Raw genomic sequence first — 14,916 nt, 5'->3', positions numbered from 1 at the left:
CGACGCGAGGACGGACATCAGACGCGGCGCTGCCAGGACCAGGAGTCGTCGTCGCGGCCGTGGTTGCGGTTGATCATTTTGCGCTCCTTGGAAGAGAGGTACGGGCGCCCTGAACAGGTACGCCCGGTGCGTGCCACTCATGGTTCGCAGACCTCCCGGCATGGGCAACGCGGGAGCGCAGCCGCGGGAGAACACGGGAAGCCCGCCCCGCCCCGCCCGTCTGACCTGCGAAGACGCATCGCCCGATGCGCCCCGGCGGGTCGTGCTGGGACGCCTCGACGGGCGTCGCGCGGGCCGTGCCGGGCGCGTCGCCGGACCGCGCGCCTCGGCCTCGTCGGCCCTGACCGGAAACCGGCGGACGCGGGCCACCGGAACGATTCACTGGTCGCCCGGGGAACTCACGCGCCCGCGTGGAGCGTAGGACCCGGTGAACGGGCGCGGCGAAGCGCTCCGTCGCGGGGCCGTTCCCGCGCGCCAGGGCCGGGGAGGTCGGCAGGGCTGATGGCACGGTGGCGTCCACTGCCCGTGGAGGTGCGTCCTGAAGTACGGCGCCTCGTGGAACGGCTGCGCCTGCTCAAGGACCGCACCGGGCTCAGCCTCGCCGCCCTCGCGCGCAAGACCGTCTCCAGCGCTTCGTCCTGGCAGCGCTATCTCAGCGGCGCCGCTTTCCCGCCCTGGGAGGCCGTCGCCGCGCTCGGCGAGCTGGCGGGGCTCGACGAACCCGCCCGGGTCCGGCTCAGAGTGCTGTGGGAGTCGGCCGCCGAGGCATGGGCGCGTGAGGAAGGGGAGCCCGGCGCGCCGCCCCGCGCCGGACCGGCCCCCGCCGCCGGACCCGTCTCCACTGCCGCCCTGGCGCCCGGCGGCCCCGCGGACCAGGGTGCCGCGGCGTGGACGCGGGAGACCGCGCGCCCGGCAGGACGCGTCGGGCGGGCCGGAACCGGAGCGCTCCGCTGGACGGTGGCCGTTCTCGTCCTGCTGCTCCTCGCCACCGTTCCCGGCTCCGAGGGGAAGCCGGCCGGCCGCCCCGCATGGCCCTGGCCCGTCCCCCCGGAGATGACGGGCGAGTACCCCGCGCGGGCGGCGCCCCGCTGCACGGGCGCACGCTGCCAGGGGCGGGACCCCGTGCGCACGGGCTGCGCCAAGGACGGCCAGGCACTGGGCCGTTACGACACCAGGCAGCACCGTGTCGAGGTCTTCCACAGCGCCGCCTGCCGTGCGGTCTGGGGCCAGGTCACCCCGGCCGACGGCGTCGAAGGGCTCTCACTCAGCACTCGCGGCTCGGGGCAGCTCTGGGCCGACGCCGGTGCGGAACGCACGCGCATGGCGGCCGTCGGCGCCGAGGTCGGCGCGAACGTGCAGGTGTGCGCCGTGCTGGAAGGGCACCAGTCCTGCGTGGACTCCGGCGACCGGGCCTGGACCGACTGATGGGGCGCCGTCGCGAACAGGCCGTGCGCCGACGGCTGTTACCCGCGCGCCGACGGCCGTCACCCGCATGTGCGCGGCCGTCGCCCGTGCTGCGGTGCCCGTGGACCGCGCTGCCGTGCCCGTCACCGGCGAGGACCCGCTCAGCCCTTCGCCTTCGCGCACACCTCCAGCGTCGCCCGGTCCCGCCGCAGCGGCTTGTAGGTGCCGGAGTCCTCCACCAGGTACCTGCCGTCGTCCGCGCGCCGGAAGGACACGGAGTGCTGCTCGCCCCGGTAGATCACCATGCCCTCGCGGCGGACCAGCCGCTCCCCGGCGGCGGCGAACGTCTGCGGGCCGACGATGCCGTCGGCCGGAAGGGAACGGTTGCCCTGCCAGGTGCGGGTGGCCTCACGGGTGGCCTTGGCGTAGTGGCAGTCGATTCCCGGGCGCTTGAGGTAGCCGTCCGACCACAGCACCGTCTGCCACATGGCCACGAGATCGCTGTGCGCCGGCAGATTCTCCCCGAGCAGCCCCTCGTCCGACCAGTCGTCGGCGAGCGCACCGCCCCCGCTCACGTACCGGTGCTCCGGGCGCTCGGAGGGGGAGGGCCGACTCCCGTCTTCCTGGGTGCCTCCCGCGCAGCCGGTCAGGGCCAGCAGGACGGTGAGTGTGCGTGCCATCCGCAAGGACATGTGACCTTCCCGTCGTCCCCGTCGATCCGGTTGTCCCCGTCGTCCGCGCATTCGTCCGCCGCGCCGTCACCCGGAATTGAACCAGAGAACCGTGCGAGCCCGAGAGAAAGAGGACCGAGGAGATGAACGGTTGGAAGGCGCTGCCCGACACGCTGGAGCCGGATGTGCGGCGCCTCGTCGAAGAGCTGCGGCGTACGAAGGACACGCTGGGCATCAGCCTGGCGGAGCTGGCCAGGAGCACGGCGTACAGCAAGTCGTCCTGGGAGCGGTATCTCAACGGCGGCCAACTCCCGCCGCTCCAGGCGGTGCAGGCGCTCGCCGCGAGGCCGGACGTGGAGGCCGCACGGCTCCTGGCGCTGTGGGAACTGGCCGAGGCCGCCTGGAGCGGCCGGGGCAGGGCGCTCGCGTCCGGCGGCCCCGATGAGGCGCGGCAGGAACCGGGCCCTGCGGGGGAGGAGCCGAGTCCGGCGGGCGCGGGGCCCGTCGGCGGCACCGGGGCGCGCGGCAGGCCGTCCCGCAACCGGCTGCTCCTCGCGGCGCTCGCGGTCGGCGTGGTGGTCACCGCGGCAGGGGTGATCGTCGGGGTTTCGACGGGGGACGACGAGGGCGGCGCACAGCGGGCCGCCGGGGGTGCCACGTCGACCGAGGAGCCGGTCAAGGGCGTGAAGGCCAAGTGCCACGGCTCCACGTGCGACGGCAAGGACCCCGTGGACAAGGGCTGCGGCGGTGACGCGTGGACCTCGGCGGCGGAGCAGCCCGAGAAGTCGTATGTGGAGGTCCGCTACAGCAGTGTGTGCCGTGCCGCGTGGGCACGTATCAAGTCCGCGCATCCCGGCGACCGGATCGAGCTGGTACGCGAGGACGGCCGCACCTACGACGAGACCGTGCCCGACGACGCCAACCTGGCCGCCTTCACCTTCATGCTGGGGGCGCCAGCGCCGCAGGACGTCAAGGCGTGCTGGGAGCTGAAGTCGGGGGACAAGGGGTGCACGGACTTCGGCGGCAGCACACCGCTGCCCGAGGCGTCCCCGGTGCCGTCGTGAGGGGGGCGGGGCTCACGAGGGCCCGCGCCCGGGGCAGCGGCCCCGTCAGATACCACGTCAGGCACCCTGTCAGGTGCTCCGTCAGGACGTGCCCTGGCTCGTCAGCTCCATGGCCTGGCGCAGCAGGTCCAGCGGGTCGCGGTCGGGGTTCTCCGAGGCTTCCTGGCCGCAGACGCGGAGCAGCGCGAGGAACGACGCCGACAGCATCCGGGCGTGCAGGGCCGCGTCGGGCCCCGCGGGGAGCCGTGGTTCGAGGGCCGAGGCGAGATCGCGCTCGATCGCGGTGTAGGTGGCGGCCAGTTCCCTGAGCAGGGCCGGATGCTGGCGCAGCTCCTGGTACTGCTTCCCGTCCACGACGCGCCGCGTGCCCCCGCGCTCCGTGCCCCCGCCGTGTCCGGTTTCCCCGTCGCGTCCCGCGTCCCGGTCGCGCTCCGCGCTCTCGGCGCGCATCCGCTCGGCGGCGTGCAGCAGCGCCCGCACCGGCGGTTCGTCGTCGGGCCGGGCCCGTACGTGCGCGACGAGACTGGCCACCTGCGTTCTGTCGCGGTGGAACAGCGCCTGTTCCTTGCTGGCGAAGTAATTGGAGAACGTGCGGCGGGAGACGAACGCGGCATCGGCGATCGCCTCCACGGTGACGTTCTCCACCCCGTGCTCCAGGGCGAGGCGGACGGCGGCGTCGTGCAGGGAACGACGCGTCGCTTCCTTCTTGCGTTCACGCAGGCCAGTGCTCATGACCGCCCTAGCTTAGATCCGATGGCCGACGGCAATCCGGAGGGCCCAACCTAGGCGGAAAATCACCCATGGGGAAATGTTGCACGGTGAGAAAAATTTATGCGACGCTGCGGATCCGCCCTGACGTCCGCGCTCCGCGCGCGTAGTCGGGCGCGTCTCCCCCGAGGGAAGGAAGCCTGGATGTCCGCCCCCCACACCACGGCCGACCCGAATCCGCGCGACGTGCGGGAGGCCGGACTCGGCCTCGATCTCGACGCGTTGCGGGCCCGGTACCGCGCGGAACGGGACCGCCGGATCCGGCCCGACGGTAGCCGCCAGTACCAGCGCGTCACCGGCGAGTTCGGGTACTACGACGAGGATCCCTACGCGGACGGCGGGTTCACCCGCGAGCCGCTGTCGGACCAGGTCGAGGTGGTCGTCGTCGGCGGCGGCTTCGGCGGGCTGCTGGCCGGGGCGCGGCTGCGGCAGGCCGGGGTCGAGTCGATCCGGGTGATCGAGAAGGGCTCTGACTTCGGCGGCACCTGGTACTGGAACCGGTACCCGGGCATCCACTGCGACATCGAGGCGTCGATCTACCTGCCGCTGCTGGAGGAGGTCGGCTACGTACCGAAGTGGCGGTACGCGCCGGGCGAGGAGATCCGGCAGCACGCACGGGCCGTCGCGCGCCACTTCGACCTGTACCGCGACGTGTGCTTCCAGACCCTGGTGACCGGCCTGGACTGGGACGACGACACCTCCGAGTGGGTGGTGAGCACGGACAGGGACGACCGCGTCCGGGCCCGGTACGTCGTCACGGCCTCCGGCACGCTGAGCGAGGTGAAGCTGCCGGGCATCCCCGGGATCGAGACCTTCACCGGGCACACCTTCCACACCAGCCGCTGGGACTACGCCTACACAGGTGGCAGCGCCGAGGGAAACCTGCACAAGCTCGCCGACAAGCGCGTCGCCGTCATCGGCACGGGCGCCACCGCCATCCAGTGCGTGCCCCACCTCGGCGCGGACGCCGAGCACCTGTTCGTGTTCCAGCGCACCCCCTCCTCGGTGGACGTGCGCGCCAACCGGCCCGTCGACCCGGAGTGGGCGGCCACCCTGGAGCCGGGCTGGCAGCGGCGGCGGATGGAGAACTTCCTCACCCTGGTCACCGGCGGCCAGGCCGAGGAGGACCTCGTCGACGACGGCTGGACCAGCACCGCTCGGTTGCAGCGCAAGCTCATCCCGAGCACCCACGACGGGCGGGAGCTGCCGGAGGCCGAGCGTGAACGCGCCTACGAGCTGGCCGACTTCGCGAAGATGAACGAGATCCGCACCCGCGTCGAGGAGATCGTCACCGACCCCGTGACGGCCGAGGCACTGAAACCCTGGTACCGCTACATGTGCAAGCGGCCCACCTTCTCCGACCACTACCTCCAGACGTTCAACCGGCCCAACGTCACCCTTGTGGACACCGCCGACACCCACGGCGTGGAGGAGATCACCGAGAACGCCGTCGTCGTCGGCGGTACCTCCTACGAGGTGGACTGCGTCATCTTCGCCACCGGCTTCGAGGTCGGCGCCTCCGGGATCCTGTCCGGCGCGATCCCCGTCACCGGGCGGCAGGGCGTCAACCTCTTCGAGGCATGGGCCCAGGGCCCGCGCACCCTGCACGGCTTCTACACGCGCGGCTTCCCCAACCTCTTCCAGCTCGGCCCGCTCCAGAACGCCGCCTCGGTGAACTACGTGCACATCCTGGACGAGCAGGCGAGCCATGTCGCCCACGTCGTCGCCGAGGCCCGTCGGCGCGGTGCGCGGGAGATCGAGCCGACGGCGGACGCCGAGGAGGGCTGGCAGCGCACGCTCCGCGAGAAGGCAGTGGACCTGTACCAGTTCCACGCCGAGTGCACCCCCGGCTACTACAACAACGAGGGCAACCCGCGCCGGGGCCTCCGCGCCTTCGGCGACGGCCCCGTCGCCTTCCACGCCCTCCTCAAGGAGTGGCGCGAGAACGGCGGCATCACCGACGTCCTCGCCGGGACCGGCAAGGAAGGTGCCTGAACGGATGGCGGAGCACATGGCGACACCGCCGAGCAGATACGGGCAGGACACGGCGGGTGCCGGCCCGGCGTCCGGCACCCGCCGGCGCGTGCGGCGGCTCCTGGAGGCCAACCCGCTGTGGGGATCCAACGGTGTCGCGTTCGGCCCCGACGGCCGTCTCTACGTGGCCCAGTACCTGGCCGGACAGATCAGCGCCGTCGACCCCGCGACCGCCGACATCGAGGTCGTGGTCCCGATGGACGGCCCCGTCCGGTCGCCCGACGACCTCGCCTTCGGCGCGGACGGCTCGATGTACATCGCCGACCTCGTGCCCGGCATCGTGTGGCGCCGCAGCCCCCGGGGCGAGTACACGGTCGTCTCCGACCAGGTGCGGGTGCCCAACGGCATCACCTGCGTGGGCGACCGGCTGTTCGTCAACGAGATGCGCCCTGACGGCCGCCTGCTGGAGCTGTTCCCCGATGGCGGCGGCAACGGCGGCGCCGACGGTGGCTCCGACGCATGCTCCGGCGGCGCGGCCCCGTCGGAACTCGCCGGAGGGCTCGCCATGGGCAACGCGATGCAGACAGGACCCGACGGCTGCCTCTACTACCCGCACATGCTGACGGGCCAGGTCTGGCGGGTGCCCACGGACGGCGGCCACGCCGAACTGGTCGCGGAGGACGTGCACGAACCCGTCGCGGTCCGCTTCGACCAGGGCGGCGTCCTGCATGTGCTCTCGCGCGGCCGGTCCGGGATCGTCACCCGCATCGACCTCCACGGCACCGGCTCCCGGACCGTCGTCACCTCCGGTGTCGTGGGCCTGGACAACGCGGCCTTCGACGCGGAGAACCGGATGTTCGTCTCCAGCTACGCCAGCGGTGGCATCGCCGAGATGCGTCCCGACGGCCGCACCCGCGACCTCGTGCCCCGAGGCCTGGCGGGCCCCTACGGTGTGACCGTCGGCCTGGGCGGCACGGTGTACGCGGCCGACCACTACCGCGTCGTCAGCCCCGAACCGCCCGGGCCCGACGTGCGCGACGTCGTGACCACCCACGTCTTCGCGCCGTTCGCGCACGGCATCGCCGCCGACGGTGAACTCCTCCATGTCACCTCCCAGTTCGGCGAGGTGAGGACCTACGACACGGCGAGCGGGGAATCACGCGTGCGGACGCACGGGCTGAACCGGCCCACGGGCATCGCGAAGGGCCCGGACGGCACGCTCGTCGTCGCCGAGACCGGCGCGGGACGCGTGCTGGCCGTCGGCGAGGACGACGCCGTCACGGTGCTCGCCGACGGCCTCGGACACCCCGTGGACGTGGCCTTCGACGCCGAAGGACGCCTCCACGTCAGCGACGAGCGGCGCGGCGCCGTGCTCCGCCTCGACGAGGGGGAGGGTGAGGGTGACCGCGCCGCCGTCACCGTCGCCGACGGACTCGAAGGACCGCAGGGGCTGGCGGTCGTGGGCGACGACCTGTTCGCCGTGGAGACGGGCCGACGGCGCCTCGTGGCGGTCTCGCTGACCACGGGAGAGCGCAGGACCGAGGCGGAGGACCTGCCCGTCGGACCGCCCCCCGGCACGGGGCCGCGCCCCGGGCCCGCCCTGTTCGCCCACGGCATGCCCGGCACGCCCCACGCGTTCGCGGGGCTCACCGCGGCACCGGACGGGTCGCTGCTCCTGTCCGCCAACGGCGAGGGCACCGTGCTGCGCCTGGCCCCCGTCGCGGCCGGCGCCACCGGACCGGAGGGCTGAGGCGCGGGCGGCCGGTCCTGCGGCGAGAAGAGCGATCACCGGTGTGGTCACCCGTCAAGGCAGCCGGTCTGCCCCGAGGAGTGTTCGCAGGCCCCTGGCCGCGCACGGCGGCACGGCCGACGCTTGAGCTGGAGATCAGCGGACGCCGATGCCGGGGGAGAGGTCAGGGCCATGGGAGCGCACGCCCGCGACGAGGAGAAGAGCGCCGGATCCCGTAGCGGCACCACACGCCGCCGCCCGGGCCGAGGCCGGTCCACGACACCCGACAACGCCCCTGCGTACGACGCGGCGAACCGTCCCGGCCGGGCGACGCCGGAGCAACTGGTGGCGTTGCAGCGCACCATGGGCAACGCGGCGGTGATCCGGATGCTCCAGCGCGAGCGGCACACCCACGACGCCTCCTGCGGCCACCAGCCTCCGGTGCCTCCGGTGCCTCCGGTGCAGCGCTCCACCACCGTCCACGACGTGCTGCGCGGCCCCGGACGGCCACTGGACGCCGCGGTGTCGGCGGACATGGAGGGCAGGCTCGGCGCGGACTTCTCCGACGTACGCCTGCACACCGGCCCCGCGGCGCAGCGCTCCGCCGCCGAGATCGGGGCGCGCGCCTACACCTCCGGCAGCCATGTCGTCATCGGCGAGGGCGGCGCGGACAAGGAGACCCTCGCCCATGAGCTGATCCATGTCATCCAGCAGCGGCAGGGCCCGGTTGCGGGCACCGACACCGGGGACGGACTGGCGGTCTCCGACCCCGGAGACCGCTTCGAGCGCGAGGCGGCGGCCGGTGCGGCGCGGGCCGTTTCCGGGCCCGCACCGGCCGGCACCGGAGCCGCGGCGGTCGAGCACGGCACGGATCATGGGGGCGCGACACGCACGGACGCGGTGCAGCGCGTTTTCACCGATGCCCGTGGCAGGCGAATCAGCCGGGAGAGACTCGCCCAGAGCGGGCTGCTGACCGAACTCGTCGAGCAGTTCCATCCCGATGTGCGGGCGTACGTGGAGCTGGTGGTCGACGTGCTGACCGAGGACGACGAGCGTGTCTCGTGGGACGACGTGATGGACATCCTCCAGGAGGATTTCGACGTCCACCCCGGAGTCCAGCAGGCACCCCCGCAACTCCCGCTCGCCCCGCAGGCGGCGCCGCAGCACACCACCATCAGCCTGGCCGACGAGGCGTCCTTCCTGGAGTCCATCGCGTCGATCTGGCACATCAGACAGGGCAACACGGGGTGCGGGCTGCTGGGCAACACCCTGTACCTCTCGTCGTCGTCCGCCAACCGCCCGGCCTTCTTCAACGACATCTGGGACGCCGTGGAGGACCTGAGAGCCAACACGGCGGCCCTGCCGGGCTGGTTCCCGACGGCCGTGGAGGTGTGTCCCGGCTACGTGGGCACCACCGCGAACCACGCGGAATGCCGGATCATGAAGGTGTGGGGCGACGGCGGCGGCGCGGGGGCGATCATCCGGACCACCCAGCCCGCCTGCGCCGACTGCGCCCACCTCATGGGCGAACAGGGCGTACGGCACGACAACGCAGCACAGCGCAGCTATGGGAAGACCGGCTGGATACACCCGTTCACCCTCCAGGCATACGGACCGCAGATCACCGGCAGCCCGCGATACGCACCCTGATCCTGATATGTCCCCTGCCGCGCCCCGCTCAGGCGAGGCGTTGCGTGAGGTACCGGGTGAGGGCGGCCGGGGTGGGGTGGGTCCACAGCAGGGTGACGGGCAGATCGAGTGCGGTCGAGCGTTGCAGGCTGCCGCGGATGGCGATGCCCATGACGGAGTCCAGCCCGAGATCGGCGAACGGGACGTCGTCCTCGACGCGTTCGGCGGGGATGCCGGTCTCCGTCGCGACGTGTCGGCGGATCTCCGCCGCCACGGCGGGCGGAAGGTCTTCCGGGCCGAGACCGCGCAGGGACGTGGCGCCCTGCTCGGGGGCGTCCTCGCCCTCTGCGGCGGCCTCCGGATCGCTGACGTGCTCGAAGAGCGGTTTGCGTGGTGTCTCGGCGCGGGTGGGCCGCACGATCACGGTTTGCGGGTGGACGGCCGCGTGGGCGTGGTCCCAGGCACGTAGTGCTTCGGCGGCGGTGATGTCGCCGAACGCCTGGGCCTTCATGGCCTCGTGGTCGAGCGGGGTGATGTGTGCGCCCATGCCGGTGTCGCGCCACACGGTCCAGGCCAGCGCCTTTGTTTCCGGTGCTGTTTCCGGTGCTGTGTCCGGGGTGTGCTGGTGGCGGTGTGCGGCGAGTGCGTCCAGGAAGGTGTTCGCTGCGGCGTAGGCGGTGCCGCCGGGCAGGACGACGAGCGGCGCGGTAGAGGAGAACAGGACCAGGAAGTCCAGGGTGCCGGGCGGGAAGAGCCGGTGCAGGGTGTGGGCGCCCCGGGCCTTGGCGTGCAGGGCTGTGCGGATCGTGCCCTCGTCGAGTTCGTCGATGACACGGCCGCTGTAGACGCCCGCGGCGTGCACGATGCCCCGCACCGGAGGCAGCCCCAGCTCCTCGGGCCGGGTGAGGATACGGGCCGCTTCCGGGTCGGTGATGTCCAGGGAGCGGGGCTGCACGGTGACGCCGAGCTGTTCGAGGTCCTCGATGGTCCCGATGGAGCGCAGGATCGCCGGGTCGGTCTGCTCCGGCCAGTGACACCGTTCGGGCAGGCCACGGCGGCCGAGGAGCACCAGCCGACGGGCACCGCGCGCGGCGAGGTGGCGGGCCGCTTGCAGGCCCAGCTCGCCCAGACCGCCCGTGACCACGTAGGTGGCCTGGGGCGCGCAGCGTAGAGGTGCCGGGGCGGTGAGAGGGGTGGGCACCATGCGGGCGGCCTGCGGTTCGGGGCCGTCGAGCGCGAGCCAGTCCTCCTCGGGCGGCGCGTGCAGGAGGCGCAGGAGACGGCCGACGGCGGTGTCGATGGCCTCGTCGCAGGGGTCACCTGGGGTACCGGGATCGCCTGGGTCACTGGGGTCGCCCAGATCGACGCATCCGCCCCACAGCTCGGGGTGCTCGGAGGCGATGCCCCGTCCTGCGCCCCACAACGGCCGCTGGGCCAGCGACTGTTCGTCGGCGCAGGCGCGGGCCCCGGTGGTGACGGCCCACAGCCGGTGTGTGTGCTGCCGGCCTCCCGCGAGAAGCGCCTGTGCGGTGCGGGCCAGCAGCTCCAGGTTCTCGGCCGTCCGGTCCACGGGGTCGGACCCGGTGTCGGTAACGGGCCCGGCATCGGCCAGCACCAGCACGTGGTGATGCCCGGATTCTGCGCCGGCGGTGGTGAGGGAGCGGGTGGTGAGGGTGTCGGGGGTGGTGGTCGTGGTGCAGGCGATGCCGCTCTCGTCGGCCCGCCGGGCGATGCGGTCGGCCACCGGGGAGGGCCGTGGCGCCACCAGGGTGAGCCGGGGCGCCGGTCCGTCGGCGGCGGGCTCCTCCACAGGCTGCCACTCGAGATGGTGCAGGAGCTTCTTGGGATCGGGCAGCAGATCCTCGGCCGCGTCCAGGACACCAAAACGCAGGCCGTCGACGCGGGCCGTCGAGGCACCGTCGGCGGACGACAGTTCCACGTCGACGGTGTCGGGTGTGCCGGGACGCAGCCGGGCGCGGACCCGCGCGGCGCGGGGGACGGGGCCGCTGAGGTGGACGCCCCCGATGAACGTGGGCATCCGACGGACACCCCGCGCGGCCAGCGGCAGTGCCGCGAGGGTGGTCGCGGCGTCCAGAACCGGCGCCCAGGTGGTGCTGTCGGCAGCGTGGACGCGGGCATCCACGCCACTCTCGTCGTGGGTGACGGCCCGCACCTCCCAGGGGAAGGCGAGGCCGCCGACGCCCAATGGCGCGAGGAGCTCGAGGAGTTCGTCCACGTCCATGGGCGTCGCGCCGTCGGCCGACTCGTCCAGCTCGTCCAGCTCGTCCAACTCGCCAGGGAGCCGCGGCTCGCGCTGAGCGGCCGAGGAGTCGGCGAGGCGTGCGGTGGTGTGGGTGATCCAGTGACCGGCGGCCCCCTCGTCGGCCGGACGGGAGGCGAGGGTCAGTTCGCCCTCGCGCGACAGGACCTGGACCTCCCGCTCCTGCTCCACCGGCAGCGGCGTACGCAGCGACACCTCGCGCAGATGGTGTTCCTCCGTGTCCTTCTCACCGGCGCCCGCGGAGCACAGCGTCCCGAGCAGCACGGCGGCGGGCACGATGTCCACACCGTGTACCACGTGCGGCGCCGGGTAGGGGCGGCTGTCACCGTCCAGCCGCGTCGTCCACACCGTGGAGGGCGGAACGGCACACACTTCGGTGCGCGTACCCAGCAGGGTGTGCGAGACCGGATCGTGGCCGCGTGTGTCCCGCGGCGGCGCCGCGGGCAGCCAGTAGTGCTCGTGCCGCCACGGCTGGCGGGGCAGGTCGACCACGTCCTGCGGCGGCAGGAACGACGCCCAGTCGACGGCCGTGCCCGCGCAGTGCAGACGGCCCAGTTGGGTCAGGAACTCCTGGAGCTGCGGACGGTTCCGGCGCAGGGTGTGAGCCACCGTCACCCCCTCGGTGCCGGACGCGTTGACGGTGTCCAGCAGGGAGTGGGTGGTCACCGGATGTGCCGAGACCTCTAGGAAGGCGCGGTGGCCGTCGTCGAGAGCCGCTCGTACGGCCCGGGCGAAGCGCACCGGCCGACGCAGATTGGTCTGCCAGTAGTGGTGGTCGCGCGGTGTCCGCGCGCGGGGGTCCGCCAGCGCGGTGCTGTACAGCGGCAGCGTCGCCTCACGCACCGGCAGCGGTGCCGCGGCGGTGGCGAGGTCGTCGAGCAGCGGCTCCATGTGGGGGCTGTGGAAGGCGACGTCGGAGGCGATGCGCCGCACCGTCACCCCGTCCTCCCGCCAGGCGCGGGCCAGTTCCCCGACCGCCGCCGTGTCCCCTGACGCCACCGACCAGCCCGGCGACGACTCGATCCCCGCGGCCACGTCGGCACGGCCCGCGAGCTGTTCGCGGAGCGTGTCGAAGGGCAGGGACACCATGACCATCGCCCCCGCACCGGCCACCGTCCGCAGCAGCGACGCCCTGCGGCAGGCAAAGCGCACCGCGTCCTCCACGTCCCACACACCCGCGACCGCTGCGGCGGCGATCTCGCCGACGGAGTGACCGATCACGGCAGCGGGCCGTACCCCGTGCGCCCGCCACATCCGGGCCAGCCCCATCTGGACGGCGAACAGCACCGACTGGATCCGGTCCACCTGTGTGAACGGGCCCTCCTCCAGCTCCTCCAGCAGGGAGAACCCCGCCTCCTGGCGGAAGACAGGGTCGAGCTGACGGCACATCTGCGCGAACTCCGCGCTGCCGTGCAGCAGTTCGCGGCCCATACCGGCCCACTGCGCCCCGTGCCCGGAGAACACCCACACCGGGTCCTGCTCCCGTGCCTCGGTGGCGCGTCCCAGCGCGACACCGTCGCACGGCTCACCGGCGGCCACCGCCTCCAGCCGGCCCGTCACCGTGTCCCAGTCCTCACCCACGACGGCCGCGCGGTGCGTCAGAGGGGAGCGGCGTACGGCGAGGGTGTGTGCCGCGGCCTCCAGCGCCGGGGGCTCGTCCGCCGCCCGTACGGCCGCGGCGAGCCGGTCGGCGGCCTCGGCCAGCGCGGCGGGGGAGTCCGCCGACAGCGGGAGCACCTGCGGGCGGTTCGTCCTCGGCCGCAGAGGCCGTGGCGCGGGCGGTTCCTCCAGACACACATGGGCGATGGTCCCGCCGTAGCCGAAGCTGGACACACCGGCCCTGCGCGGCCGGTCGCCGTTCTTCCACGGAGTGGGTTCGCACACCACCCGCACCCCGGGCACGGCCGCGATCTCCGGATCGACCCCCGCCCCGCCGCCGGGACCCACGGTGGCGGGCAGGGTCGCCTCCCTCATCGCCAGCACCGTCTTGATGACGCCCGCGACGCCCGCACCCGCCTCCAGATGGCCGATGCTGCCCTTGACCGAGCCGAGCAGCACCTCACCGTCCCGTCGCCCGGCGCCCAGCACCTCCGCCACCGCTTCGACCTCGGCCGGATCACCGGTCGGCGTCCCCGTGCCGTGTGCCTCCACGTACTGCACGCTCGACGGGTCCACGCCCGCCCTGTCGTACACACCGCGCAACAGTGCGGCCTGCGCCTCGCTGTTGGGCGCCATGATGCCGTTGGTGCGCCCGTCCTGTGCCGCCGCCGAGGCCCGTACCAGGGCCAGGATCCGGTCCCCGTCGCGCATAGCGTCCGACTGCCGCTTGAGCACCAGCACCCCGGCACCCTCGCCGCGCCCGTACCCATCGGCGGTCGCGGAGAAGGGCTTGCTCCACCCCTCGGGCTGCATGGCGCCGGAGGCGGCCAGCGAGAGTGTGTGCCCCGGCGCGGGAATCAGGTTGACGCCACCGGCCAGCGCCAGCCCCGCCTCTCCCGAACGCAGCGACTGGCACGCGGCGTGCAGTGCCACCAGCGAGGAGGAGCAGGCACTGTCCGTCGCGAAACTGGGGCCCGTCAGGTCCAGCACGTAGGACACCCGGTTGGCGACGGCGCAGTAGGCGCCGCCGATGCTGCTCCACGGGCCGATCCGCTCGGCGTCGGACAGCAGCAACTGGCTGTACTCACCGCCCCCGACACCGATGATCACGGCGGTGTCGCTGCCCGCCAGGGAGTGTGGCGGAATACCGGCGTGCTCCAGGCTCTCCCACGCCACCTCCAGAACGATGCGCTGCTGCGGGTCCATCTGCTCGGCCTCCCGCGGTGTGATCCCGAAGAAGGCCGCGTCAAAACCACCGGCGTCGCTCAGATACGAGGCACGCCGCACCGTCCGCTCCACAGCGCCCAGCGCAGCCCGGCCCGGGACGGGGTAGGCATCCCACCGCCCCTCGGGCAGATCGGTGACGGCGGAGCGTCCCTGGGCCAGATGCGACCAGAACTCCTCCGGACCGTCGATCCCCCCGGGAAACCGGCAGCCCATCCCCACGACGGCGATCGGCTCGGCCTGCGCCCCGTCGTGCTCCTGCCCCTGCGTCTGCCCCTGCTCCTGCTCCATAAGCGGTACCTCTCACGTGCGGCGGCCATCGCGGACCGATGGCGCACGCCAGCCCCGGGCCTCGTCGGCCGGGCGGGGCATGGCCCTTCCACACAAACCCCTGGACCAGGGGCCCGGAATGGCTCCGGCCCTGTGGACCACGTGAAGGTGTTGAAGACCGCCGTACGGGCTCAGAGGTGTCCGACGTCACAAACCCCTGGACCAGGGGCCCGGAATGGCTCCGGCCCTGTGGACCACGTGAAGGTGTTGAAGACCGCCGTACGGGCTCAGAGGTGTCCGACG

8 protein-coding genes are annotated in these 14,916 nt (G+C 73.1%); 5 read left to right on the top strand and 3 right to left on the bottom strand.

Annotation, left to right across the window (positions count from 1 at the left end; translation table 11 throughout):
- The first annotated feature begins 501 nt into the window (after nucleotides 1–501).
- The gene (locus ACWGJ2_RS02270) at nucleotides 502–1,425 is read left to right on the top strand and encodes a helix-turn-helix domain-containing protein (RefSeq protein ID WP_453344026.1); all 924 of its coding nucleotides are present in this window, start codon (nucleotides 502–504) and stop codon (nucleotides 1,423–1,425) included.
- 140 nt (nucleotides 1,426–1,565) lie between these two features.
- On the opposite strand, the gene ACWGJ2_RS02265 is transcribed toward ACWGJ2_RS02270, so the two are convergent.
- Nucleotides 1,566–2,084: a peptidoglycan-binding domain-containing protein gene (locus ACWGJ2_RS02265; protein ID WP_453344025.1), complete on the bottom strand. Its 519-nt coding sequence runs from the start codon at nucleotides 2,082–2,084 to the stop codon at nucleotides 1,566–1,568.
- A gap of 134 nt (nucleotides 2,085–2,218) precedes the next feature.
- Here ACWGJ2_RS02265 and ACWGJ2_RS02260 point away from each other — a divergent pair, with 134 nt between their 5' ends.
- Nucleotides 2,219–3,139: a DUF2690 domain-containing protein gene (locus ACWGJ2_RS02260; RefSeq protein ID WP_453344024.1), complete on the top strand. Its 921-nt coding sequence runs from the start codon at nucleotides 2,219–2,221 to the stop codon at nucleotides 3,137–3,139.
- 81 nt (nucleotides 3,140–3,220) lie between these two features.
- On the opposite strand, the gene ACWGJ2_RS02255 is transcribed toward ACWGJ2_RS02260, so the two are convergent.
- Nucleotides 3,221–3,871 carry a TetR/AcrR family transcriptional regulator gene (locus ACWGJ2_RS02255; protein WP_453344023.1) on the bottom strand — a complete coding sequence of 217 codons (651 nt, stop codon included), beginning with the start codon at nucleotides 3,869–3,871 and terminating at the stop codon, nucleotides 3,221–3,223.
- A gap of 180 nt (nucleotides 3,872–4,051) precedes the next feature.
- Here ACWGJ2_RS02255 and ACWGJ2_RS02250 point away from each other — a divergent pair, with 180 nt between their 5' ends.
- From ACWGJ2_RS02250 to ACWGJ2_RS02240, 3 genes are all read left to right on the top strand, one after another.
- Nucleotides 4,052–5,902 carry a flavin-containing monooxygenase gene (locus ACWGJ2_RS02250; protein WP_453344022.1) on the top strand — a complete coding sequence of 617 codons (1,851 nt, stop codon included), beginning with the start codon at nucleotides 4,052–4,054 and terminating at the stop codon, nucleotides 5,900–5,902.
- A 4-nt stretch (nucleotides 5,903–5,906) separates the two neighbouring features.
- The gene (locus ACWGJ2_RS02245) at nucleotides 5,907–7,631 is read left to right on the top strand and encodes a hypothetical protein (RefSeq protein WP_453344021.1); all 1,725 of its coding nucleotides are present in this window, start codon (nucleotides 5,907–5,909) and stop codon (nucleotides 7,629–7,631) included.
- A 171-nt stretch (nucleotides 7,632–7,802) separates the two neighbouring features.
- The gene (locus tag ACWGJ2_RS02240; RefSeq protein WP_453344020.1) at nucleotides 7,803–9,260 is read left to right on the top strand and encodes an eCIS core domain-containing protein; all 1,458 of its coding nucleotides are present in this window, start codon (nucleotides 7,803–7,805) and stop codon (nucleotides 9,258–9,260) included.
- A 28-nt stretch (nucleotides 9,261–9,288) separates the two neighbouring features.
- Here the strand turns inward: ACWGJ2_RS02240 and ACWGJ2_RS02235 are convergent, their stop codons facing one another.
- Nucleotides 9,289–14,634, bottom strand: a complete 5,346-nt coding sequence (locus ACWGJ2_RS02235; RefSeq protein ID WP_453344019.1) for a type I polyketide synthase — start codon at nucleotides 14,632–14,634, stop codon at nucleotides 9,289–9,291.
- Between the last annotated feature and the right edge of the window lie 282 nt (nucleotides 14,635–14,916).

Source organism: Streptomyces sp. NPDC054796 (genome assembly GCF_053611545.1).
Note: the sequence above shows the minus strand (reverse complement) of the source record. Positions and strands in the feature narration are given on the sequence as shown.